Raw genomic sequence first — 24,452 nt, 5'->3', positions numbered from 1 at the left:
CGCCCTTCGCGCCCCGCGGCGGCTCAGGCCGGGGCGTCGTCGAGGACGCGGACGGCGAGCGGGCGCTCGACGTGGCGGACGCCGAGGCGCGTCCCGCGGGCGACCTCGAGGTGGATCGAGGCGAGGCCCGCACGGCGCTGCAGCGGGGAGCGGGTCAGCTCGAGTTCCTGCAGGCGTCGCCGCCGGGCGATCAGCGTGACGCGCGAGCCGCGGCGGCGCGCGCGGACGATGATCCGGGGCTCGGTCTCGTGCAGGCGCAGGCCGGCGATGTTGTAGGCGTCGAGGCCGGACAGGATCGCGAGCACGACCAGGACCGGCGCGGCGGGCCACGCGGCCGGGAGCAAGATGATCAACAACGCCGAGGCGGCGAGCGCGGCGGCGAGCGGCCAGGTCACGTAGCGGCGCCGGGCGCGCGCGGGTGGGCGGTCGGCGATCGCGAGCGAGCCGGAAAGCTCGGGCAGCAGCGTGGCCAGGAGGTCCGGGACGTCGCGGCGGGGCAGCAGCGGGTAGAGGGTCCGGGCGGCGGTCTCGCGGCCGCCGAGGCTCGTCACCTCGAGGCGCAGCGTGACGAGCCCGAACGGCCGGCGCAGCGGGGACTCCACGATCTGGACGCCGTCGATCCGCCCGACCGGGACGCTGACCGCGCGGCGCTGGAGCAGCCCGCGGCGCAGCCGCAGCCGCCCCTCGGCCCGCTCGACCTCGAAGCCCGCGAACGCGACGATCGCGCCCAGGAACGACAGCACCCACGCGCCGACCAGCAAGATGATGATGATGGTCGCAGCCTCGCCGAACGAGTTGATGTTGTTGACCTCTGCCTCGCCCGAGCCCGCGAGGTTGCCGTCCTGCAGGACGCCGAAGGCGGCACCGACGACGGGGAGCACGACGGTCAGCTGCGGGGCCGTGAGGGCGGTGAGCAGCAGGGAGCGGGTCGACAGCTGCCGGTACGGATGCCTGTCCTCCTCGGTGGCGGCCTCGTCGGCATGGCCGAGCGCGGCGCGCAGGTGCGCGGCATCGGCGGCCGACAGCGCGGACAGCACGACGTCCCCGTCATCGCCGCCGCCCGGGGTCTGGACGTGCAGGCCGGTGACGCCGAACAGCCGCTGCACCGGCCCGGCGATCGTGTCGACCGCCTGGATCCGCTCGATCGGGACGACCACATCGTCCGGCGAGAGCAGCCCCGACCGGTAGTGCAGGGCGCCAGGCGTGATCGTGTACGTCGTCGTCTGCCACCGCGCGATCCCCAACGCGAACGTCACGACAACACCAACAACCGCGATCCCGAGCGAGAGCATCCCACCCCCACCACCGCCCGCGAAGACCGCGATCAACAACGGCACCGCGGCATCGCGCAAGCTCCGCAACCCGTGCGCGACGGCCGCGGCGTAATGCAGCCGGTACGGCCCATCCGCCGCTGAGCCACCCACCCCGGCGTCCGGAGCCGCCGGCGCCTGCCACTCCGCCGCGGCCGGCTGCACCTCGGCGCGCTCGTCGCTCGACACAGCCGGCGGCGACGCGACGCGGTCGTCACTCGGCGCGGCCTGCTGCGACGCGGGGCGGCCGTCGCTCAACCCGGGGTCCGGAGACTCCGGCGCGGGTGGTGGGACGGAGGGGTCGTCACTCGTCATCGGGCGTGCGGATCAGGCCGGCGATGCGGTCGCGGACGCCGGCGGCGGTGGCTTCCGGGAGGAGGGGGATCTCGGTGGTGCCGGCGGCGGTGTGGACGACGACGGAGGCGACGCCGAACAGCTGCGACCAGACGGTGCGGCGGATGTCGACGTGCTGGATGCGGGTCAGCGGGACGATCGTGCGGGTGTCGACGACGATGCCGCGGCGGAGGTCGAGCTCGTCGTCGTCCAGGCGCCAGCGCCAGCGGCGGACGCGCAGGGTCGGGACCGTCGCGGCGAGCAGCACGCCGAGGATCGCGACCACGTACGGCAAGATCGAACCGAACGTGTGCCAGCCGCCGTGCGCATGGTCGGTGATAGCGCTACCGGCGATGACCGCGGCGAGCGTCGCCCCCGCGGTCGACGCCACCATCTCGACCGTCCAGATCGTCCGCGCCGCGGACGCGAGCGCCTGATCCGGCTCGCTACGCGGCGTCGTCGAGCTGATCATCGCCCGCCCTGCGGCGCGTCCGGCGAGCCGGCCTCGACTCCTCCGCGGCGGTCGCATCCAGCGACAACTGCTCCGGCGCCTCAGCCGCCCTGACCGTCCGCCTCCGCCTCGGCCTGGCCGCCTCGCCGTCAGACTCGGCAGCCCTGGTCGTCCTGCGACGCGCCGGCCTCGCAGCCTCGGACTCAGCGGCCCTGGTCGTCCCGCGACGCGCGGGCCTCGCAGCCTCCCCGTCCTCCGACTCAGCAGCCCTCGTCGTCCTGCGACGCGCCGGCCTCGCAGCCTCGCCGCCCTCAGACTCAGCAGCCCTCGTCGTCCTGCGACGCGCCGGCCTCGCAGCCTCGGACTCGGCAGCCCTCGTCGTCCTGCGACGCGCGGGCCTCGCAGCCTCGCCGTCCGCGGACTCGGCAGCCCTCGCGGTCCTGCGACGCGCCGGCCTCGGAGCATCCTCGGCCGGAGTCGCCTCCGCCTCGGCAGCCCTCGTCGTCCGGCGGCGCGCCGGCTTGGGCGCTTCGTCGTCGGCGGGCGGAGTCGCCGTGTCGGTCGTTTCGGCGGCCCTCGTCGTGCGACGACGGCGTGGCCTCGGAGCTTCCTCCTCGGCCGGAGTGTCGGCGGTCGGGGTCGACTCGGGGTCTGCGGCTTCGGTGGCCTTCGGCGTGCGACGACGGCGCGGCTTGGGCGCTTCCTCGGCCGGAGCGTCGGCGGTCGGAGTCGGCTCGGCCGGCGCAGCTTCGACGGCCGGGGTCGACTCCGCGGCGGCAGCGGCCTTCGGCGTGCGACGGCGGCGGGGCTTCGGAGCCTCGGCCTCGGCCGGAGTCTCGGCGGCCGGCGTCGACTCGGGCTCGGGCTCGGCGGACTTGGGCGTCGTGCGCTGGCGGGTCTCGTCCGTGGGTGCGGATACGGGGGTGCCGCGGCGGCGGCCGTCGGAGACGGGGGTGCTGCGGCGGCGCGCGTCCGGCGTCTCGGTGCGGCCGCCCAGGAGCAGCGCCGCGGCGGCTTCGATGCCCGCGGCGGCGGCCTCGTGGTCGATCTCGGCCTGCGGCGTCTCGGCCTGCGGCGTGTCGACCTGCTGCTGCTCCGCCCCGTTGGCGTTCACGTTCCCGTTGCGCTTGCGGCGGGAGCGGCGGCGCCTCTTCCTCGACGGCTGCTGGTCCTGCTGCGGGGCAGCCTCGGTCGCGCCGCCGTTCGCGGCGACCGCCTCGTCGACGGCGCCGACAGCGACCTCCACCTGCGTGGCCTTGACCGCCTCGTCGCCCTTCTTGCCCCTGCGCCTGCGGTTGCGGCCCTTGCGCTTCGGGAAGTTGCGCAGCAGCTCGCGCGACAGCGCGCTCGGCTTCCGGGCCATGCGCGTGCGCGCGCCCCGGACGACCTCCATCGCCTCGGGCGTGTGCGCGACCGCGGCGGCCAGCAGCGCGGCGCTCAAGCGCCGGTCCTGCTTCCGTGCCGCGTGCACCAGGCGACGAGCGTTGCGCGCATGCGCGCCGCCGCTGGAGTTCACCAACAACCCCAACAACCGCTTCGTCTCCGGCCAGCGCTGGACCGCGTACTCCTCGTGGACGTCGCGCGTCATGTCGGCGAGGTCCCAGATCCAGTGCGACGCCTGATCCCGGCGACCGATCCGGCGCTCGGCCAAGGCCTGCAACAACACCTTGACGCCCTCGCGCCGCTCGTCACGCGACCACGTCCGGACCACGTCAACGGCACGCTCGAACGCGTCGGCGTCGCGCGCCTGCGCGATCTCCTGCAGCGCGCGCAGCCGCAGCTGCGAGTTCTTGTTGCGCTCGACCGACGTCAGCAGGAACGCCCGCTTCAGCTCACCGGTCTTGTCGAAGTGCAACATCGCCCGCGCGCGGCGCCAGCCACTCGGAGCCACCCGCGCACCCGCCAGCGCCGCCCACTGCACCTGCTCGCCGTAGTCCAGGAACTCGACGGCGATCCGCCACAGCTCGCGCTCGAAGACCTCGACGCGCTTGTCCATGTCGGCCGTCACCGGGATCACCCGGCGCTCGACCCGGACCCGCCGGCCACGCCCGCGCCGCACCGGGCCGACGACGATCGCGCCACCGCGGTAGACGTCGCGGTCCAGCAGCGAGTGCAGCGTCACGACCGGGTCGTCGTGCCGCGTCGCGGGGTGCACGAAGTCCACGACGATCCCGGACTCCTTGCCCGGATGCCGCCGCGTCACGCGCCCCACGCGCTGCTGGTAGATGCGCTTGGACGCCGTCGGCGCCAAGTGCATGCAGATGGTCGCGCGCGGCGAGTTCCAGCCCTCGGCCAGCAGCTGCGCGTTGACCAGCACGTCGATCTCGCCGCGCTCGTACTTCGCCAGGATCTCGGCGAGCTCGCGCTTCGGGGTCTCCCCCGACACGCCCATCGCCTTGATCCCCAGCTCCCGGAACGCCTCAGCGACGTTCATCGCGTGGCGCACGCCTGCGGCGTACACGACCCCCGGGACGCCGTTGAAGCGCGTCTTGTAGAGGTCGGCGATCGCCAGGTTGAACGGCAGCTGGTCCAGCAGCTCGGCCAGCATCTCCTGGTCGAACTCGACGTCGACCTCGCCCTTGCGCAAGGGCACCTTGGCGATCGTCCGGACGCCGGGACCCGGCGGGATCCGGAGCGACCGCAGCGGCGCGATCACGCCGCGCCGCGCCGCCTGGGCGAGGTCGAAGCGCGAGGTCTGGGTCGGGAAGAGGTCGGTGACGTGGCGGGCGATCAACGCGCCCGTCGCGGTCATGCCGACGAAGATCGGGCCGGTCCACGCGCGGATCGCGGCGGACGTCTTGTCGCCCAGCGCCGTGTGCGCCTCGTCGCAGATGACGATCGTGTAGGCGTCGGAGATCCGGCCGGCGTTGCGGACGAACCACTGGTAGGTCTCGACCGTGACCGGGCCGTCGACCCGCTTGGTCGCGCCCGTGTCGGAGTCCAGCAGCGGCGGGGACTCGCGCTTGCCGTACCCGCGCTGGTGCAGCTCGCCGAGGAACTGGTCGACGAGGTTGCGGCGGTGCGTGAGGATCAGGACGCCGCCGGTGCGCGACGCCTCGACGAAGCCCATCGCCGCGACGGTCTTGCCGGCGCCGGTCGCGTGCTCGAACCAGAAGCGCTTGTCGGCGTTGGGGTCGTCGGCCGCGCCCTCCTCGATGTCCTCGTCGACGTCCTCGTCGGCCTCGTCGTCGTAGAGCTCCTCCTCGGAGGGCTGCTCGTCCTCTTCCTCGTCCTCGTCGTCGAGGCCCTCGATCTCGATGTCGACCGGGGTGGTGTCCTCGGGCTCGTCGTCGTCGTGATCGTCGTCGTCGTGCTCGTCGTGGTCGTCGTCCGGCTCGACCTCGTCGGGTTCGGGCTCCGCAGCCGCGGCCTCGGACTCCGGCGCGACCTCCTCCTCGACGGCCAGGACCGGCGCCGCGTCGGCGGCGACCGCGCTGCCGTTGGCGCCCTTCTGGGTCGAGGCGAGCAGCGCGACGAGCGTGCCCGAGAGCGCATCCACCTGGTGCGGGTTGAGCAGCGTGCCGTCGGCGAGGCGCGGCTCGTCCTCGGAGAGCACGCGCTCCAGACCGAGGAGCAGCGCGTAGCGGCGCCGCCACTTCGTGCTCGGGACCTTCTCGCCGCGCTCGATCTCCAGCAGCGCGAAGTCGAGCGCGCGGCGCCGGGCGGACCCGGGCGCAAGGGCGACCGCGGGGTCCTCGCCTTCGTGCAGGAAGCGCTCACGGGTGAACGCCTCGGCGCGCTTGACGAGTTCCGGATCGGGGACGGTTGCGGCCTCGAAGGCCGGCGGCGTTGATTCAGCCATGCAGCGGCTCTGCTCTGAGTGAGGGGCGTCCGCGAAGGAACCGGAGCGGCGGACGTGCGCTTGGCGGTCCCGGGGGATGGGACCGAAGGACGCGAGGGGGCTCCCGTGAACAGCAGCTGTTCCCTCGCCTCGTACGCCAAGGATACCTGATCGGACGGCGGTTCCCCAGCGACGTCCAGCTAACGTTCCGGGGCATGTCGCGGCGTGCGTGGTTCTGGGTCCTCGGCGGTGGCGTGGTGATCGCCATCGTGGTCGTCGGCATCCTCCAGAGCGGAGGGAGCACCAGGGCGCCGGAGCCGGACAGGTTCAACGTGACCGCCGCGTCGCGGTCGCTGGCCGCCGCGCCGGGGCCGCTGGCCGCGCTGTACGCGAAGCCGTCGAAGCTGATCCCGGCGACCAAGAGGTCCTACAACGAGCAGCTGGCCGCGCTGAAGGGCCACCCGGTCGTGGTCAACAAGTGGGCCTCGTGGTGCGCGCCGTGCCGCGGCGAGTTCCCGGTGCTGCAGGCGACGTCGGCCAAGTACGGCAAGCAGGTCGCGTTCCTGGGCCTGGACTCGCAGGACAACGACGGCGACGCGAGCAAGTTCCTGTCGCATTTCCCGGTGCCGTATCCGTCGCTGGTCGATCGCAACTCGCGGATCGCGCAGGACCTCGGGATCGCGAAGTTCTTCCCGACGACCGTGTTCTACGACGCGCGCGGCAAGCAGCAGTACGTGCACGACGGGCCGTACACGAGCGACGACGGGTTCGCGGCCGACATCAAGCGCTACGCCTTGGGCCAGCCCCAGTGAACGAAGTCCGCGTCGATCCGCTCACCGGGCTGAAGACGATCGTCGCGGGTGGGCGCGCGGAGCGCCCGGGCGGGTGGCCGATCGCGTCGGCCGACGCCGGTGTCGTCGACGCCGCGGGCGATCCGTTCGCGCCGGGCAACGAGGCCCAGACACCGCCGGAGGTCGCCGCGCTGCGTCCGGACGGGAGCGCGCCAGACGGGCCGGGGTGGGTCGTCCGCGTGGTCCCGAACAAGTACCCCGCCTTGGTGGCGGACCTTGATGATGTCGATGGCTCGCACGCGCCGGAGCTGTTCACCGCGACGCCCGCGCGGGGCGCGCACGAGGTGATCGTCAACGCGCCGGATCCCGTGACGTCGCTGGGGTCGCTGAGCGTCGAGCAGGTCGGGCTGGCGCTGTCGATGTGGCGCGAGCGGATGCGCGCGCACGCGGCGGACGCCGCCTACGTGCACCTGCTCGTCAACGAGCGCGTCGAGGGTGGCGCGTCGCTGCCGCACACGCACGCGCAGTTGTACGCCTTGGACTTCGTGCCGGCCCAGGTCGCGCGCGAGCGGGAGCGCTTCGGCGCCTACGCCGTGCAGACGATGGGCGGCAACCTGATGGAGAACCTGGTCGCCGAGGAGGTCCGGCTGCGCGAGCGGCTGGTCGCGATCGACGACGAGGTCGTGACGCTGAGCCCGTACGCCGCGCGGTTCCCGTACCAGTTGATGCTGGCGCCGCGGCGCCCGGTGGGGCCGTTCGAGGACCCGTCGTACGACGGTGCCTTCGGCGCCGCCGCGTTGCACGACGCGCTCGGGCGGCTGCGGAGCGTGTTGGGGTTCATGCCGCCGCTGAACCTGTGGGTCCGGACGGCGCCCGCGGGCGCCGAGCACTTCTGCTGGCGGATCGACATCACGCCGCGGCTGACGCACCTCGCCGGGCTGGAGCTCGGGACCGGCGTCGGGCTGAACATCGTGGCGCCGGAAGCCGCAGCCGCGCGCCTGCGCGACGCCGCCGCGTGATCCTCGTCGCGCTGGCGATCGTCGCGTCGACCCTGGTCGGCGCGTTCGCCGAGCGCCGCTACGGGGAGGGCGCGCAGCGGTTCACGAGGCGCCTGATCGACGTCATGGTGTGGGTGATCCTGCCGTTCATCGTGTTCTTCGTCGTGGCGCGGCTGCACCTGGGCGGCGGCGTGGGCATCGGGTTGTTGTTGGGGTACTTGGAGTTGGCGATCGTCGGCGTCCTCGCCGCGCAGATCGGGACGCGGGTCCTGAAGCTGCCGCGGCCGTCGGTGGGCACGCTGATCCTGACGGTGATCCTGGCCAACACGGGGTACTTGGGTACGCCACTGGCCGGCGCGCTGCTGGGGCACGACGCGCTGGCGCCGGCGATCGCGTGGGACACCGTGATCTCGCAGGTGATGCTGTACACCGCGGGGTTCGCGGTGGGCGCCGCGTACGGGACCGACGCGGGCGAGTCGCCGCGTGAGCGCGCGCGGGCGTTCCTGACCAAGAACCCGGTGATCTGGGCGTTGATCCTGGGGTTGATCGTTCCTGATGCCCTTGCCCCGGAGGCCATCGTGAGGGTCGCGCGCTTCGGCGCCGCCTACGCCGTGCTGCCGCTGGGGTTCTTCATGTTGGGGGTCAACATGATGGCCGAGCGCGAGGAGGGCTCGTTCGGCTTCCCGCCGCCGCTGTCGCCCGCCGTCGGCGTGTCGCTGGCGCTGCGGCTGGCGGTGGCGCCGTCGCTGCTCGCGCTCTTCTCCGCGCTGACCGTCTCCGTGCCGGACGCGTACCTGCTCCAGGCCGGGATGTCGTCGGGGATCAACGCGCTGATCGTCGGCCACCTCTACGGGCTGGACCTGCGGCTCGCCGCGGCGACGATCGCGTGGTCGACGACGCTCGTGGTGGTGCTCGCGCTGATCCTCTCCCCCATCATCTAGCTCATGCGCGCACTGATCCAACGCGTCTCGTCGGCCTCCGTGTCGGTCGACGGCGCCGTGGTCGGCTCGATCGGCCCGGGCCTCCTGGTGCTCCTCGGGGTGACCCACGAGGACGACGAGGCGATCTGCGACCGCCTGGCCGACAAGGTTGCAGCACTACGCATCTTCGAGGACGCCGACGGCAAGATGAACGACGCCCTCGGCCCGGACCGCGAGATCCTCGTCATCTCCCAGTTCACCCTCTACGGCGAGACCCGCAAAGGCAACCGCCCCTCCTTCATCACCGCAGCCCGCCCCGAGCACGCGGAACCGCTCTACGACCGCTTCCGGGACCGCCTCGGCGCGCAAGGCGGGATCTTCGGAGCGCACATGGAGGTCACCCTCGTCAACGACGGCCCCGTGACCTTGTTGATGGAGTTGCCCTAGCGCGCGAGCCGCTCGTCGGCGACGCGCTGCGCGAAGGCGTCGGACTCGACATGCTCCTCCGCGCGCTCGCGGAACCAGCGGCGCGTCCCGATGACGTTGGCCGGGAGCGCGAAGGCCGCGAGGTACACCGAGCTCACCCGCTGCCAGGCATGCGGATGCTCACTCGCGCTCCGCCCGCCGCTCGCGCCAGCCGAGCAGGCCGAGCGTCACCGGCAGCGCGAAGGCCAGCAGGACATCCAGGGCGTTGCCGAACGGATGCCAGAGCAGGATCAGCGGCATGAAGCAGCAGCCGGTGATCACGCCGTCGTAGACCGGGTTCTTCCGGAACCTCAGGTACCGTCTCCACAGCGCCGCCGGTTGCACGTCGCGCAGCGTAGCTTCAGCGGTGCGCAGACGCGAGCATCCCTGGCCCATCGGCCGACCGCCCGCGCCGCGCGCAAGCGCGTATGGTCCCCGCAATGCCGCCCGAGGATCGCTTCGTCCCACGCTTCGCCGCTGAGCCGCCGCAGGAGCTGCTGCCCTACGGGCGCTGGGCGGACAAGCTGCGGGAGGAGTTCCTGGCGGCGTGCCTGGCGATCGAGGATGAGGTCGGCGAGCCGGGCGACATCGTCTGGTTCCCGGACCGCACCTGGGGCGGGCGGACGTTCGTCCCGGCCACGTCGCGGACCTCGTCCGGCCTGGAGCTGTACGGCGTCGTCTCCTTCGCCCCCGCGGTCGAGGAGGGCCAGGAGCCCGACCACTTCGTCTCCACCGCCGACTGGACGGAGGAGACCGTCGAGCAGAACCCGGAGTGGAGGATCGACGTCTGCGAGGAGGTCGTCGGCGGCTGGCGCGGTGAGAACGGCGCGGTCGCGGCGATGACGCTCGTGTGGGGCACGCCGGTCGTCGACCGCGTCGCGGTGGCGACCGCCGAGCTGGCGGGCGTGACGGTCGACCAGTGCATCCTGATCGAGAACCGCTTCACGCTGCTGGCGCCCGACGACTACCGCGGCGACACGCTCGACGTCGCGGTCTTCGACGCGGTCGGCCGCGAGGTCGCGCGCGAGTCCCTGTACGACGAAGACGACGAGGACGAGGACGACACGGATGACGGCGTCCAAGCCGGCGCCTGAGCACACGCCCGACGACGGGCACGCGCACGGGCGCCCGGCCACCGCGGTCCACGCCGGCGGCGCGGCCGCGCTGACGCTCGGTGCGCTCGGCGTCGTCTTCGGCGACATCGGGACGTCGCCGCTGTACGCGCTGCAGTCGGTCTTCTCGGCCGACCACCACGCCGTGCAGCCGACGCACACGACGGTCTACGGCGTCATCTCGCTGGTCTTCTGGACGATCACGATCATCGTCTCGATCAAGTACGTGACCTTGATCATGCGCGCCGACAACGAGGGCGAGGGCGGCATCATGGCCCTGATCGCGCGGATCCAGAGCGTGAACCTGCAGAGGCGCTGGGCGCAGGTCACGCTGATCATGTTGGGGATCTTCGGCGCGTCGCTGTTCTACGGCGACGGGATGATCACGCCGGCGATCTCGGTGCTCTCTGCGGTCGAGGGCGTGGAGGTCGTCTCGCCGTCGTTCCACGAGTGGGTCGTCCCGGTCACGCTGGCGATCCTGACCGTGCTGTTCTCGATCCAGCGCTTCGGGACCGGCGCGGTCGGGCGGCTGTTCGGGCCGGTCATGGGCATCTGGTTCACGTTGCTCGCGGTCACCGGACTGGTGGAGGTCGTCCAGCATCCGGGGATCCTGCGTGCCGTGTCGCCGTCCTACGCGATCGCGTTCCTGGGTGAGCACGGGTCGACCGCGTTCATCGCGCTGGGGTCGGTCGTGCTGACCGTGACCGGCGCCGAGGCGCTGTACGCCGACATGGGGCACTTCGGCCGGCCGCCGATCCGGCGCGCGTGGTTCGGGCTCGTGTTCCCGGCGCTGTTGTTGCAGTACATGGGCCAGGGCGCGCTGATCCTGCGGGATCCGAAGGCGATCGAGAACCCGTTCTTCCTGCTGATGCCGCACTGGTCGCGGATCCCGGTCGTGGTGCTGGCGACGTTCGCGACGGTGATCGCGTCGCAGGCCGTGATCAGCGGGGCGTTCAGCGTGACGCGCCAGGCGATCTCGCTCGGGTTCCTGCCGCGGCTGACGATCCGCCACACGTCGCGGAGCGAGATCGGGCAGGTCTACGCGCCGGCCGTGAACTGGGGGATCTTCGTGGCGGTCGTCGCGCTGGTGCTCGGGTTCCAGTCGTCGCAGCACCTGGCGTCCGCGTACGGGATCGCGGTGACCGGGACGCTGGCGATCGACACGATCCTGTTCTTCGTGGTCGTGCACGTGGTGTGGAGGAGGCCGCTGCGGACCGCGGTGGCGGGTGCGGCCGTGTTCCTGTTGGTGGACCTGACGTACTTCACCGCGAACCTGCCGAAGGTCGTGCACGGCGGTTGGTTCCCGTTGCTGATCGCTGCGATCATCTTCACCGTCCTGACGACGTGGCAGAAGGGCCGGCAGATCCTGACCGCCAACCGGACCGAGGAGGAGGGCCCGCTGCGCGGGTTCATCGACGAGGTCCACGCGGTCGACCCGCCGGTCTTCCGCGCGCCGGGCACCGCGGTGTTCTTGAACGCCAACATCGACACGACGCCGCTGGCGCTGCGCGCGAACTTCGAGCACAACCGGGTGATGCACGAGAACGTCGTGATCGTCAGCGTCGTGGTCGACCGCGTCCCGCACGTGCGCGAGGTCGAGCGCGTGACGGTCGACGAGCTCGGCTACGGCGACGACGGCATCGTCCACCTGACCGCGCACCACGGGTTCCAGGACGACGTCGACATCCCGCGCACGCTGCGGCGGGCGTCGAAGCAGATGGAGGGCTCGATCGACGTCAACGGCGCGAGCTTCTTCATCTCGCGCATGACGATCGTCATGACCGGCGCGCCCGGGATGGCGCGCTGGCGCAAGAAGCTCTTCATGGCGATGTCGCGCAACACGTCCAACCCGGTGGCGTACTTCGGGCTGCCCGACGACAGGACCGTCGTCATGGGCTCCCACGTCGAGTTGTAGGTGTCGGCGGCGGCCTAGGCGCTACGGACCCGCACGCGCGCGGGCGTGCCGCCGGTCTTGCGCAGGAGGTCGACCGGGGCGATCGGGAACACCTTGTTGGGATCCCCGGCGCCGGCCCAGACCTCGTCGTGCGTGAGCAGGTCCTCGTCGACGAGCGTCTCCAGCTGCTGCGGATGCCCATACGGCGCGACACCGCCGATCGGCTGCCCCGTGACGTCCCTGACCAACCTCGCACTCGCGCGCGTCAGCCCCAACGCCTCGTTGTCCACCATGTTGGCCCCCGAGCACAACACCATCACCGGCGTCTCACCCCGCAAGAACACCAACGACTTGACGATGGCGCCCACCTCGACGCCGATCGCAGCGGCCGCCTGCTCAGCGGTATGAGCCGGCTCATCGAACGTGACGGCACCCTCGTACATGACCCCGAGCCTATCCGGAGGTCGCCGCGCGGGGTGAGCGGTGCATTTGGGTTCCATACGAACCAAAATGCACCGTTGACCGAGCGGCAACGCCTGCCGCGGCCACCGACGCCGGAAGCGCCGCGGCGAGTCGAGGCGTGTGTACCGAGCCAGAAGCGGCGCGGAGTGGGTGGACGGCCGCCGGAGGGCGGCCGTCCGGAGGGTGCTAGGCCGCGGCCGTCGGGACGCGGCGGGCGATCTCTTCGTCGGTCAGGGGGAAGTGGCAGGCTGTGAGGTTGCCGCCGTCCTTGACCTCGAGGTCGGGGTAGACGACGTCGCAGGTGCCTTCGACGAACTTCGGGCAGCGCGTGTGGAAGCGGCAGGCCGACGGCGGGTTGGCCGGCGAGGGGACGTCGCCGCCCAGCACCTGGCGGTTCTTGTTGCGCGCCAGGCGGGGGTCCGGGACCGGCACCGCTGACAGCAGCGCGCCCGTGTACGGATGCCGCGGATGCGCGTAGAGCTCCTCCGACGACGCCAGCTCCACGATCTTGCCGAGGTACATCACCGCGACGCGGTCGCAGGTGTGGCGCACGACGCTCAGGTCGTGGGCGATGAAGATGACCGTCAGCCCGAGATCGCGCTGGAGCTGCTTGAGCAGGTTCAGCACCTGCGCCTGGATCGACACGTCCAACGCGGAAACCGGCTCGTCGGCCACGATCAGCTTCGGCTTCAGCGCGATCGCTCGGGCCACGCCGATGCGCTGGCGCTGACCGCCGCTGAACTGATGCGGCAGGCGGTTGTAGTGCTCCGGGTTGAGCCCGACCTGCTCCATCAGATCCTGGACGAGGCCCTTGCGCTTGCGCTCGTCGGTCTCGACGCCATGGATGATGAACGGCTCGCCGATGATCGTGCCGACCGTCTTGCGCGGGTTCAGCGACGAGTACGGATCCTGGAAGATCATCTGCATCTCGCGACGCAGCGGCTTCATCTGCTTGCGCGAGAGGCCGGCGATGTCGCGGCCGTCCCACATGATCGAGCCACCGGTCGGGTCGAGCAGCTTCGTGATCAGCCGCGCGGTCGTGGACTTGCCACAACCGGACTCGCCGACCAGGCCCAGCGTCTCGCCGCGCCTGACGTCGAACGACACGCCGTCGACGGCCTTGACCGCTCCGACCTGGCGCTGGATCAGGAACCCCGAGCGGATCGGGAAGTGCATCTGGAGGTCGCGGACCTCGACCAGGTTGTCGCTGCCGGCGCTCACTCCGTCACCTCGTTCGTCTCGGCGGTCGTCTCCGCCGGAGCGGCGGGCTCGCCGCTCGACACGGCGCCGCCTGCCACCTCGGCGCCCTCTGCCGAAGCCGACAGCTTCTCCTCCGGGATCTCGACCTCTTCGATCACCTGGTCCGGCGTCTCGCCCGCGCGCAGGCCGGCCCACAGCTCGCGCCGTGTCGCCGCCGGCAGCAGGCACGCCACCTTGTGCGACGGATCGGTCCCGCCGGCCGGCTCGAGCACCGGGTCGATCTTCTTGTGCGCCTCGCGCACGTACGGGCAGCGCGGATGGAACGAGCACCCGGAAGGCTTGTTGATCAACGACGGCGGCCGCCCGTAGACCGGGACGAGCTCCTGGTCGCGCGGCGTGTCCAGCCGCGGGATCGACTTCAGCAGCCCCCACGTGTACGGGTGCTCCGGCGCCGCGAACACGGTGTCGGCGGTGCCGTACTCGACGATCCGCCCCGCGTACATGACCGCGATGTCCTCGGTCACCTCGGCCACGACACCAAGATCGTGGGTGATCATGACCACCGCGGTGTCCAGCTCGCTCTGCAGCTTCTGGATCAGCTCCAGGATCTGCGCCTGCACGGTGACGTCCAGCGCGGTCGTCGGCTCGTCGGCGATCAGCAACTTGGGGTCGTTGATCAGCGCCATCGCGATCATCACGCGCTGGCGCATGCCACCCGAGAACTCGTGCGGGTAGCCGTCGATCCGCTGCCGCGGATCCGGGATCCCGACCAACCCCAACATCTCGATCGCGCGATCGCGCGCCTGCGCCTTCGAGACGTTGTTGTGCGACCGGTGGGCCTCCACCAGCTGGTGGCCGATCTTGTAGAACGGATGCAGCGAGGACAGCGGGTCCTGGAAGATCATCGCGATCTCCCCACCCCGGACCCTGCGGATCTCCTCGTCCGAAGCGGCGAGCAGGTCCTTGCCGTCGAACGTGATCGACCCGCTGATCCTCGCGTTGCCCGCGCGGGTCAGGCCCATCACGGTCATCGAGGACACGGACTTGCCCGAGCCGGACTCGCCCACGATCCCGAGGGCCGAGCCCTTGTCGACCGTGTAGCTGATCCCGTCGACCGCCTGGACGATGCCGTCCTCGGTCTCGAAGTGCACGACGAGGTCCTTGACCTCAAGCAGCGGCTGCGCCATGGGACTCACTCCCTCACTAGTAGCGCACGCGCGGGTCGAGGAACGCGTACAGCACGTCGACGACGAGCGACATGATCGCCACGCCGGCGGCCAGGACGATCGTCGTGCCCTGGATCGTGGCGAGGTCGCCACGCTGGATCGCGTCATAGGACAGGCGCCCGATGCCGTCGATGTTGAACACCGTCTCGGTCAGGATCGCACCGCCCATCAGGATGCCGATGTCGAGGCCGAGCACGGTCACGATCGGCGTGATCGCCGAGCGCAGCCCGTGGCGCACGATGACCCGCTTCTCCTTCAGGCCCTTGGCCCGCGCGGTGCGGATGTAGTCCTCGCTCATGGTCTCCAGGAGGTTGGACCGCAGCAGTCGCGCGTAGATCGCGGCGAACGCGGCGGCCAGCACCATCCAGGGCAGCAGCAAGGTCCAGCACTTCTCGAAGAACCCGTGGGCGTCCTGATAGGAGCCGGAGCCCGGGAAGATCTTCCACTTGCCGATGTCGTCGGCGAAGAGGTACAGGCAGACCAGGCCCATCCAGTAGACCGGCGCGGAGATCGCGATCAGCGCGCCGCCCATCAGGAAGCGATCGGCGAACGAGCCGCGCCGCGTGGCGGAGACCGTGCCGATCACGACGCCGGCCGTGAACCAGATCACCGCGGCGCCGACGACCAGGAAGATCGTGTTCGGCAGCCGGTCGAAGATCAGCGACTTCACCGACGTGTTGTTGATGAAGCTCTGACCGAAGTCGAAGTGGAAGAACAGCCGGTCGGTGTAGTGCCAGTACTGCTGTGGCAGCGACTGGTCGAGCCCAAGCTGATGCTTGATGGCCCTGATCAGGTCAGGGGACGGATCGCGTCCTGCACGCAGCGCGGCCGGGTCGGCCGTCGGCAACACGTAGAAGATGAGGAAGGTGACCGCGGTGATCACCAACAGCAGGAGGATCGTCCAGAGGATCCGTCGAGCGATGTAGCTGGCCATAGGTGTGGGGAAGAGTTCTCCAACCGTGCGGCGCCGCCCCCGGAACCGAGGTCCCGGGGGCGGCGAGCGCGGATCAGGGTGCTACTTGATCGAGATGTAGGACAGGTCCCAGAGCGCGATGTACGGGTTCGCGACGCCGACGATGTTCTTCGAACGCACCAGCGTGGTCTTGTCCCAGATGAACGGGATGCCGGCGGCATCCTCGATGATCATCTTGTCGATGGCCGCCCACTGCCTGAGGCGGTCATCACCAGCGGCCAGCGCGGCCTTGTTCATCGCCGCGTCAACCTTCGGATCGTTCAACATCGAGTAGTTGATGTTGCCGCTCTGACGGTTGATGTTCGAGCCCTTGAAGACCGGCTCGAGCATCGACTGCGGGTCGGCGAAGTCCTTGAACCAGCCGGCGCCGCCGCACATGGCGACCCTCTTGGACGGGACCTGGCACCAATCGGTGTAGACCGCGTCCTGCGGGACGAGACGCAGACGGACCCTGAAGCCCATCTTCTGCAGCTGGGCCGTGGCCACCTCGGCCTGGGCCTTGCCCGGGTCGGCGTTCGCGCCGACGACCAGCAGCTGCTCGCTGCCCGTGTACCTGCCCGACGGGTAACCCGCCGCCTTGAAGTACTTGGCGGCGACGGTCATGTCGCCGTCCTCGTTGTTGGCGTTGAAGAAATCGATGTCCGGGAAGCCCTTGTAGCCGCCGGCCTGGTCGAAGCCAGGGAAGTTCGGCGGCAGCCAGTGCGTCGCGATGTCACCGACGTACTTGCCACCACGGGCCAGACGCGCGGCGTTGCGCGAGAAGCCCGCCATGACGGCCTTGCGGACGTTGATGTTGTCGAACGGCCTGACCTCAAGGTTCAACGGGAAGTAGCGGTAGCCACCCGACGGGACCGAGAGGTACTGGTCCTTGGTCTTGGTGACGAGCTCCTTCAGGATGTTCGCCGGCGGGTTGGTGTCCAGCAACATCGAGTTGCCGTCGATCACCTGACGGGCCGACACGTTGGCGTCGGTCGCGTTGGTGCGGAGCAGGTAGCCGTCCACGTTGGCGGGGCGGTAGTCCGTCTTCGCGTCCCAGTTCGGGTTGCGGACGATCGTGATGCTCTTGCCCGGCTTGTAGCCCGTCAGCGATCCAGAAGCGTTGTTCTTGATCATGTACGGGCCGGTGAACGCGACGTGCGTGTTGTACGTCGACGGGTTCCTGGCGTCGAACGGCTTGGCGTACTCCTCCGGCACCGGCACCGAGATCGGCATGACCAGCGCGGCCGAGAACGGCACGCCCGTCGGCCTGGTGAGGTGGAACACGATCGTCTGATCGTCGGGCGTCTCGATGCCGGAGATCGGCTTGACGCCGGTCGTCGGCTTCTGCGGCGCGCCCTTGATCATGTTGAAGTAGGTGGCGTACTGACCACCGACGTTGACCGAGAAGAAACGCTCGAAGGCGTACTTGACGTCGGCCGACTTGACCGCGCGGTTGACCGGCGGGGCGTACTTGATGCCCGGCTTGATCCTGACCGTGACGGTCTCCTTGTCGGCGGAGATCTGCGGCTCGCCGTCGGCGAGGTCCGGCACGGGCTTGTTGGCGTCGTCCGGCTTGAACGAGTAGAGCGGGCGGTTGGTCGCCAGCGTCACCATCTCGCCGAACGTGTAGTAGGTGTGGCCCGGGTCGACGTAGTCGACGTCGGAGGCGGCGAGCATCGTGACCGTGCCGCCCTTCCTGGCGGCGGCGTCAGCGGTCTTGCCGTTGTTCGAATCGGCGGCGGCGCCGGAAGTGGAGCCGGTCGACGACGAGTTGTTGTCGTCGCCGCCACAGGCTGCGATCACGAACGCGAGCACGACCAGCATGCTCGCCACCAGGAATCGGAGGTGACTCCGAGACATGTGGGGTCCTTTCTGATGGGGCGGTCGAGCGTTCTCAGGGCTCGACACAGGGGATGGGCGGCGTCGCACGTGCACTACTTCGACGTCCGCGGGTTGAGCGCGTCCTGCAGTCCGTCGCCGACGATGTTGAAGGCGAGGACCGTGATCAGCAGCGCCAGGCCTGGGAAGACCATGAACCACCAAGCGTCCTGGAAGATCGAGGTGGCGTCGGAGATCATCGCGCCCCAGCTCGGCTTGGACGGATCCACGCCGACGCCGAGGAACGACAGAGCCGCCTCGTACAGGATGTTCTGCGGGATGAGCACCGTCGCGTAGACGATGATCGGGGCGATGAGGTTCGGGAGCAGCTCCCGGAAGATGATGCGCTTGTCGCTGGCGCCCAAGGAGCGGGACGCCTCGACGAACTCGCGTTCGCGCAGCGACAGCACCTGACCGCGCACGATGCGGGCCATGTAGGGCCACGTCGTCAGCGTGATCACGAAGATGATCACCGGGATGCCCGGCGAGATGACGCTGTGGCCGGCGACCTTCAGGCAGCCGTCGGCGCACGCGACGCCGAGGCCGACCGCCAGGACCAGGACCGGGAAGGCCAGGAACAGGTCCATGACGCGCGACAGCAGCGTGTCGACCTTGCCGCGGTAGTAGCCGGTGATCAGCCCGGCGGTGACGCCGATGAGCACGATCAGGACGGTCGCGATGATCGCGACCTCCAGCGACACGCGGGCTCCGTAGATCACCCGGGACAGGACGTCGCGACCACGCTGGTCGACGCCCATCGGGTGCGCGGAGCTCGGCCCCGTGGGGGAGCCGAAGTCGTCGAGCAGGTTGTCGTTCTGCGTGTTCGGGTCCGGCAGGCCGAAGACCCTCACGATCAGCGGCGCGAAGATCGCGACGAAGATCATGAACGCGACCACGCCAAGCGCGATCAGCGCGACCTTGTCGCGTCGCAGGCGCCTCCAGAAGAGCTCCAGGGGCGAGCGAGCAGCGATATCCGCTGCGTTGCTTTCCGTCACGTCGACGGGTTCGCTCTCGATGAGCGATTCGGGGGTGCCGGTGCTCACGCCTCGGCCCCCACGAGTGTGGTGTCGTCCTGCTTGATGGGTCCCTCTCCCAGAAGCTGTTCGAACGTCCGCGCTATCAGGGCCTCTGCACCTCCTCAATGGGAGAGGCCCAGCCACGAACCGCGCGCAGGCTACTCCTCTTGAGGGGGATATGTCAGGTGACTTGACCACACACAATCTCACCTTCACGCGAGTCCCAGAGCCAAGCGACTCCAGTTTGGACAAGTCGTCACCGCAACGGTGTGCCGAATCGGCGCAGGCCCAAACGGCGTGCGCATGGCGCACAGGCGCTCCCCAGGAACGCGAACGGCCGCGCCGCCGGCCGCGCGCCCTCGGGGGACGCACGGCGTGGCGACGCGGCCGGGTGCCGCGATGCTGCCGGCTCGCGCTGCGCTAGCGGATCGTGATCCGGTAGATCGCGGCGCTCCTGCCGCTGCCCACGCGGAGGCTGTAGCCGCCCTTGACCACCCTGCGCACCGTGCGCAGGCGGGCGACGGAGCCCTTGGCGTAGGTGCGGCCGTTGCGCGTCAGGCGTGCGGAGGACGCCGCCTTCACCTTCGCCTGCCCGGCGACGAAGACGACCGAGCAGACGACGCTCCTGCTGCCCTTGACCTTGCAGGTGACGGCGGCGTCGCGACCGGGGTCGCCCTTGACGCCCTGGGCTCCGACCGGTCCGGCGGCGCCGTTGGCGCCGGTCAGGCCGGTGTCGCCCCTGGTCCCTTGGTCACCTTGCTGACCCACCGGGCCCTGCTCACCGGTCGGGCCCTGCGGACCGGTCGCTCCGGTGGCCCCGGCCGGGCCCGCCGGGCCGGTATCGCCCGTCGCGCCGGTGTCGCCCCTGTCGCCCTTCTCGCCGACCGCCGGCGCCGGGACGCTCGTCCCGGTCAGGTCGACCGCGTGCGCGCCCTCGGCGCTGTCGTCGCCGAGCGTCAGCGTCTCGTGCGAGGTGACCGACTCCCGGGCCGGCGCGAACCGGACCAGGACCGTGCACGCCGCGCCCGCCGGGACCGTCGCCGAGCCGCAGCCGTCGTCGGCGATCACGAAGTCGCCGGCGCTGCGGCCGTCGGCGTCGGTGATCTTGATGTTCTTGACGTGCAGCGGGGCGTCGCCGGTGTTGGTGACGACGACCCTCTGCGCGGCGCTGATCGTCCCGACGATCTGGTCCGGGAAGACCGGCGTGGCGACATCGGCCCGCGGGCCGGGCCCGCTGTAGGGCCTGACCGTCACGGTCTTGCTGACCGTGACGGGCGCCAGCGACGAGTCGTCCGTGTACTGGCGCAGCGAGTCGTTGGTCACGGTGATCGCGACCCTGCCCGCGCGCAGGCCGGTCAGGACCTCCGTCCGCGGATCGAGGATCGCGACCTTGCCGGCCCTGCGGGCTGCGTCGATCGCGTCGGCGCCCGAGCCGACCGCCAGCCCGTCGTCGCCGCCCCAGCGCACCGACATCGGGTAGCGCAGCGGCACCACGCGGGTCCCGGGCGCCACGCCCTCCGGCTGCACGATCGAGCCGCTCAGCGTCGCGGTCTGCGAGACCTCGACGCTGTCGGGCGTGTTGAGCGTGATCGACTGCGCGAACGCGTGGACGTCGGCGGTCAGCCACTGCTGGCCGGCGTCCTTGGCCGGATCGACCGCCCAGCGCAGCCAGCCGGTGAAGCCGCCGCGGTCCGGCGTGCCGTACGGGTCCTTGCCCGAGGACGGGAGCACCGTGTACGGGACGCCGTCGACGCGGTGGACGTTGGCGATCTGGGCGTGGGAGCCGACCATCGCCGCGCCCTTGCCCGACTGCTCGCGGAAGTCCGTGAGCAGCTTCTCGATCAGCCTGACCTCGTCGCGGTCGCCGAGCTGCGAGGACTTCGTGTCGGCCGGGTCGTCGACCGGGTGGTGCGCGAACACCATCACGTCGTCGATCGAGTTGTCGTCCTTGGCCGAGTCCAGCGCCTGCTGGAGCATCGGCAGCTGCTGCCACGCCGAGGCGTGCAGGTTGCCGAGCGCCGAGTCGAGCAGGACGAACCGCGTGCCCTTGTGGTCGAAGGTCCGGTAGGGCCGGCCGAACTCGGCCTCCCACGGCCTCGTGTCGGACTGGACGTTGTTCAACCCATAGGACTCGTGGTTGCCCGGCACGTAGTAGCAGGGCAGCTTGCCGTTCGGATCGGGCGTGCTGTCCGCTGCGGGCTCCTGACCGACCGGGATGATGTCGCAGCCGGCCTCCTCCAGGACCTGGCGGGCGAGCGTGACGTCCTGCGGCAGGCCGCGGTCGGTGACGTCGCCGTTGAGGACCAGGAGGTCCGGGTGGGTCTTGCGGATCCGCTGGATCGCCGCGATGCCCGCTTGGGCGAGGGTCGGGTTGTCGGCGGTGAACTGGATGTCGCTCAACGTCGCGAAGTTCCAGTCCCTGCCGCCCGTGGGCAGCGTGCCGTCGGGCGAGATCAGCCGGTCGGCCTGCAGCGCGGGGACCGCGGGCTGGTCGACGGGGCTCGGGATGTCGGCCGAGACCGACCCGATGATCATGGTCCCGGCCCTCTGGTTGGCGACGGTCGTCTCGATCCCCTGGAACGTGTCGAAGGAGATCGGGAACGGCGTCGAGGCCGGGATCGCGAAGTCGATGTCCTGCCAGCCGACCCTGACCGGCGTGGAGTACAGGCCGGTATAGCCGCCGTTGCCGTTGGCGACCGACAGGTAGGACAGGGCCATCGCGACCGACGAGTACACGTGCATCCGCACGACCAGCGGCTGGCCGGGCAGCGGCACCTGGATCCTCGGGCCCGAGCCGTTGGCCGTGAGGCCGATGTTGCGCGCGGCGGCGAAGTCGATGTGGATGCCGTCGCTCGCGTCGGTGACCCTGGCGTTGGCGGTCGCCGTGCCCGTGAACTTCCAGCGGCCCGCGGCGACGCCGCCGGCGTTGAAGTCATAGGCGTCAACGGTCTGGACGCCGACCGAGATCGCGAGCTGCTTGGTCACGCCCGCGGCCTTCAGCGTCAGCACCGTGCCGCCGGCCTTCAGCGGGACGATCTTCAGCGCCGAGCCGCTCGGCTGGATCTGCAGGACCGAGTGGTCGTAGTCGAGGTCCAGGTCCTCGGCCTCGATCGGGGCCGTGTAGCCCTGGTCGTCGCGGCCGGTGACCGTCAGCGTCTGGGCCTGGTCGGCGCCCGCGGCGCCGAACGACAGCCGCTGGCTGGAGGTCTCGAGCGCCTGGACCGGATGCAGGACCCGCACCGCTTCGTCCTCCTGCGCGGTGTCGGTCGTGGCGCGCACGCGGATCGACCCGCCGGACGTGGTGTCCGGCGCGGCGACCTGGCCGTTGTCGACCGTCGCGCCGCCGTTGGCCGACCAGCGGACGTCGCCGCGCGCCAGCGCGACCGGCGTCAGGTGGTCGTCGAGGCCCTTGGCGACCAGCGTGCGGTGCAGGCCGGGGAAGACGCGGGCGTCCTCTGAGTCGTCGCCCGCGGGCTGGACCACGAGGTCGTGGACCGTGCCGTCGCCCCTGCTGACGAACAGGCCGACGCCGTCGGGATCGTTGCGCTCGTGCCCGTCGGACGGCACGTTGCGGACCGTGACGTCCTGCTGGCCCAGCGGCGCGGCGACCATCGTCGTCGAGCCGCCGCCGTCCAGGTTCATGGCCATGGTCGCGCCGAGGCCCTGCATGATCTGGCCCATCTGGGTCAGCGTCGGGCCCGGGTTGAACGTCTGCCGGCCGTCGGTCGTGACCAACAACATGGTCTTGCCGCCGTCCTTGAACCCGATCGCCGTGCGCGGCGCGACCGAGGTGTCGCCCTGCGGGTTGACCTGGCCGTCGGTGACCAGCGGCGTGTTGGAGCCGAGCGCGAACTTCATCTGCTGCGCGACGGCGTCCTTCAACCCATAGGACAACGACGCGTTGTCGCCGGGCTGGAAGGTGCGGATCGCGTCGGCCGACCTGTCGCGGCCGACGAGCACGAAGCCGTTGGCCGGGATGTCGCCCGAGCCGGCGCCGGTCGAGTTGATCGAGACGACCTTGCCGTCGGCGATCGTCGCCTCGGCGACGTTGGTGGAGGTGCCGATCCCGATCGCGCGCGAGTACGAGCCCCACGCCGAGGTGTAGGCGATCATCGCGCCCGCGGGCGCGCCGCCCGCGGCGTTGACCGTGGCGAGCGGGTAGTCGACGCCGTGCACGGTCGAGGACGCCTGCAGCGTCGTGTCGATCAGGCGGCCGATGCCGTCCTGGCCGACGCCGACCGCGTTCCAGGCGCCCGCCTGCTGGGACTTCAGCAGCGTCCCGTTCTGCACCATGACGCCGAGCGGCGCCTGCGAGTTGTCGATGTCGAAGAAGTCGCCGTTGACGCCCGCGATCGCGCCGGCGGCGTCCGCCTGGTCGGAGATCGGCGAGCCCTTGGCGACCTTGCCGGAGCTGAGCAGGTCCGACGAGACGGCCGGGTTGCCCAGGTCGGCGGTCAGCACCTGCTCGTCGAGCCACCCGGACGCGCTCAGCGTCTTGAGGTGGCGGAGGGTGATGCCGGGCCCGAGGGGCTCGGTCCTGTCGGTCAGCGCGAGCTGGTCGGCAGCCTGCGCGGCGGTGGGCAGCGCCACGACGAGGGCAGCGGCCGCCACGGCGGCGCCCAGCCGGGCGCGACGCCGCGAACGCGGCGTGTGTGGGGATGACAACGAGGGTCCTTCCGGTGAGGGAGACGGTCCGGGGACGCGTGCGTACCCGGCACGGCCCCGTACCGCATTTGTCGCCGATGGGACCCTTCACAGCGGTTTCCCAGCCGTTTCCCAGATGTCATCATCTGGTGACCTGGGGTCGAGTTGATGTCCTTCAGGGTCGAGTTCAGGGTGCTCGCCCCGTGGTGGTGCGCGCCGCCGCGGCGCAGACTCGGCGCCATGAAGACCCGAGCCCCGCATGCCCTCGCCGCCGTGGCCGCGGCGGGCGCCGTCGTCGCCGTCGTCGTCCCGGCGTTCGCCCAGGACCAGCCGGCCACACGGATCGAGGCGCACGCCGTCGCCTCGCCGAGCAGGGCGGGGACGCCCGCCCACCCCCGCGGCCTGGCGATCTCCGCAACCGCCAGGCTGACCACCGCGCCCGACCTGGAGCCGCCGATCGTGACCGGGATCGACATCCTGGTCGGGCGCGGGCTGGTGTGGAACCGCGGCCGCTTCGCGACCTGCTCGAAGGCGACGCTCGACCGGCGGGGACCGGCCGGCTGCCCGAAGGGGTCGATCATGGGCGCGGCGACGGCGACCGGCAGGGCCGACACGGTCCCGGCGTCGCTGCGCGTGACGTTCGCCAACGGCGGCCCGGACATCACGTACGCCTACGCGGTCCTCGACAACCCCGCCCGCGTGCGGGAGACGCTGACGCTCAGGACCACACGGCCGGCCACCGGCCCGTGGGGCGAGAGCGAGAGCGTGGCGATCCCGCGCTCGCTGCAGCTCGTGGCCGGGGTGCCGTTGAACCTCAACAACATCAGGTTCACGGTCGGCGGCAAGTCCTACGCCAAGGACTACATCGTGAGCACGAGGTGCCCGAAGGGCGGCTGGAGGTACCAGGTCACCGCGCACTACCTCTACGACAGCACGGGCGCGACGGCGGGCGATCAGACCAACGGGGCGATCGCCTGCTCGTAGCCGCTCTTGGGAACATGCCTGGCTCTGGTCTACTG

General features: G+C 70.9%; 19 protein-coding genes. 7 read left to right on the top strand and 12 right to left on the bottom strand.

Going from position 1 to position 24,452, the window contains the following annotated elements:
* Positions 1-23 precede the first annotated feature (23 nt).
* Genes H030_RS0103270 through H030_RS36190 form a run of 3 tightly spaced genes read right to left on the bottom strand, consistent with a single transcriptional unit; the run spans position 24 to position 5,896 of the window.
* The gene (locus tag H030_RS0103270; RefSeq protein WP_081690469.1) at positions 24-1,625 is read right to left on the bottom strand and encodes a PH domain-containing protein; all 1,602 of its coding nucleotides are present in this window, start codon (positions 1,623-1,625) and stop codon (positions 24-26) included.
* Complete coding sequence (locus H030_RS39495) at positions 1,615-2,115, bottom strand: PH domain-containing protein (RefSeq protein WP_051221573.1); 501 nt, start codon at positions 2,113-2,115, stop codon at positions 1,615-1,617. The genes H030_RS0103270 and H030_RS39495 overlap by 11 nt, the downstream gene beginning before the upstream one ends.
* Positions 2,090-5,896, bottom strand: coding sequence for a DEAD/DEAH box helicase (locus H030_RS36190; RefSeq protein WP_027005072.1), 3,807 nt, complete (start codon positions 5,894-5,896; stop codon positions 2,090-2,092). The genes H030_RS39495 and H030_RS36190 overlap by 26 nt, the downstream gene beginning before the upstream one ends.
* 194 nt (positions 5,897-6,090) lie before the next feature.
* Here H030_RS36190 and H030_RS36185 point away from each other — a divergent pair, with 194 nt between their 5' ends.
* Genes H030_RS36185 through dtd form a run of 4 tightly spaced genes read left to right on the top strand, consistent with a single transcriptional unit; the run spans position 6,091 to position 9,031 of the window.
* Positions 6,091-6,687, top strand: coding sequence for a TlpA family protein disulfide reductase (locus H030_RS36185; RefSeq protein ID WP_051221571.1), 597 nt, complete (start codon positions 6,091-6,093; stop codon positions 6,685-6,687).
* Entirely contained in the window at positions 6,684-7,685 is a 1,002-nt protein-coding gene (locus tag H030_RS0103250; RefSeq protein ID WP_027005071.1) for a DUF4921 family protein, read from the top strand. The genes H030_RS36185 and H030_RS0103250 overlap by 4 nt, the downstream gene beginning before the upstream one ends.
* Complete coding sequence (locus tag H030_RS0103245) at positions 7,682-8,605, top strand: AEC family transporter (protein WP_027005070.1); 924 nt, start codon at positions 7,682-7,684, stop codon at positions 8,603-8,605. Before H030_RS0103250 ends, H030_RS0103245 begins: the two co-directional genes overlap by 4 nt.
* A gap of 3 nt (positions 8,606-8,608) precedes the next feature.
* Positions 8,609-9,031, top strand: coding sequence for a D-aminoacyl-tRNA deacylase (gene dtd / locus H030_RS0103240; RefSeq protein ID WP_027005069.1), 423 nt, complete (start codon positions 8,609-8,611; stop codon positions 9,029-9,031).
* Here the strand turns inward: dtd and H030_RS38810 are convergent.
* Both H030_RS38810 and H030_RS0103230 read right to left on the bottom strand, forming a co-directional pair.
* On the bottom strand, positions 9,028-9,168 hold the full coding sequence (locus tag H030_RS38810) for a hypothetical protein (RefSeq protein ID WP_155891810.1): 141 nt from the start codon (positions 9,166-9,168) through the stop codon (positions 9,028-9,030). The genes dtd and H030_RS38810 overlap by 4 nt on opposite strands.
* 22 nt (positions 9,169-9,190) lie before the next feature.
* Entirely contained in the window at positions 9,191-9,394 is a 204-nt protein-coding gene (locus H030_RS0103230; protein WP_027005068.1) for a hypothetical protein, read from the bottom strand.
* Between the two features lie 95 nt (positions 9,395-9,489).
* Here H030_RS0103230 and H030_RS0103225 point away from each other — a divergent pair, with 95 nt between their 5' ends.
* Positions 9,490-10,143: a hypothetical protein gene (locus H030_RS0103225; protein ID WP_027005067.1), complete on the top strand. Its 654-nt coding sequence runs from the start codon at positions 9,490-9,492 to the stop codon at positions 10,141-10,143.
* Positions 10,118-12,076 carry a potassium transporter Kup gene (locus H030_RS0103220; RefSeq protein WP_027005066.1) on the top strand — a complete coding sequence of 653 codons (1,959 nt, stop codon included), beginning with the start codon at positions 10,118-10,120 and terminating at the stop codon, positions 12,074-12,076. The genes H030_RS0103225 and H030_RS0103220 overlap by 26 nt, the downstream gene beginning before the upstream one ends.
* Positions 12,077-12,090: 14 nt before the next feature.
* On the opposite strand, the gene H030_RS0103215 is transcribed toward H030_RS0103220, so the two are convergent.
* The 7 genes from H030_RS0103215 to H030_RS40375 all read right to left on the bottom strand — a co-directional run bounded on the left by H030_RS0103215 (position 12,091) and on the right by H030_RS40375 (position 23,400).
* The gene (locus H030_RS0103215) at positions 12,091-12,498 is read right to left on the bottom strand and encodes a YbaK/EbsC family protein (protein WP_196808971.1); all 408 of its coding nucleotides are present in this window, start codon (positions 12,496-12,498) and stop codon (positions 12,091-12,093) included.
* Between the two features lie 205 nt (positions 12,499-12,703).
* Positions 12,704-13,738 carry an ABC transporter ATP-binding protein gene (locus H030_RS0103210; protein WP_027005064.1) on the bottom strand — a complete coding sequence of 345 codons (1,035 nt, stop codon included), beginning with the start codon at positions 13,736-13,738 and terminating at the stop codon, positions 12,704-12,706.
* Complete coding sequence (locus H030_RS28860; RefSeq protein WP_155891809.1) at positions 13,735-14,904, bottom strand: ABC transporter ATP-binding protein; 1,170 nt, start codon at positions 14,902-14,904, stop codon at positions 13,735-13,737. Before H030_RS28860 ends, H030_RS0103210 begins: the two co-directional genes overlap by 4 nt.
* A 16-nt stretch (positions 14,905-14,920) precedes the next feature.
* The gene (locus H030_RS0103200) at positions 14,921-15,877 is read right to left on the bottom strand and encodes an ABC transporter permease (protein WP_027005063.1); all 957 of its coding nucleotides are present in this window, start codon (positions 15,875-15,877) and stop codon (positions 14,921-14,923) included.
* 81 nt (positions 15,878-15,958) lie between these two features.
* The gene (locus H030_RS0103195; protein WP_196808970.1) at positions 15,959-17,719 is read right to left on the bottom strand and encodes an ABC transporter substrate-binding protein; all 1,761 of its coding nucleotides are present in this window, start codon (positions 17,717-17,719) and stop codon (positions 15,959-15,961) included.
* A 110-nt stretch (positions 17,720-17,829) separates the two neighbouring features.
* The gene (locus H030_RS0103190; protein WP_231398349.1) at positions 17,830-18,768 is read right to left on the bottom strand and encodes an ABC transporter permease; all 939 of its coding nucleotides are present in this window, start codon (positions 18,766-18,768) and stop codon (positions 17,830-17,832) included.
* A 441-nt stretch (positions 18,769-19,209) separates the two neighbouring features.
* The gene (locus H030_RS40375) at positions 19,210-23,400 is read right to left on the bottom strand and encodes a phosphodiester glycosidase family protein (RefSeq protein ID WP_269208516.1); all 4,191 of its coding nucleotides are present in this window, start codon (positions 23,398-23,400) and stop codon (positions 19,210-19,212) included.
* A 273-nt stretch (positions 23,401-23,673) separates the two neighbouring features.
* On the opposite strand from H030_RS40375, the gene H030_RS0103180 reads away from it, so the two are divergent.
* Positions 23,674-24,417, top strand: a complete 744-nt coding sequence (locus tag H030_RS0103180) for a hypothetical protein (RefSeq protein ID WP_155891808.1) — start codon at positions 23,674-23,676, stop codon at positions 24,415-24,417.
* Positions 24,418-24,452 lie beyond the last annotated feature (35 nt).

This window comes from Conexibacter woesei Iso977N (assembly GCF_000424625.1).
Lineage (GTDB): Bacteria > Actinomycetota > Thermoleophilia > Solirubrobacterales > Solirubrobacteraceae > Baekduia > Baekduia woesei_A.
This window is presented reverse-complemented; position numbering and strand designations above follow the sequence as displayed.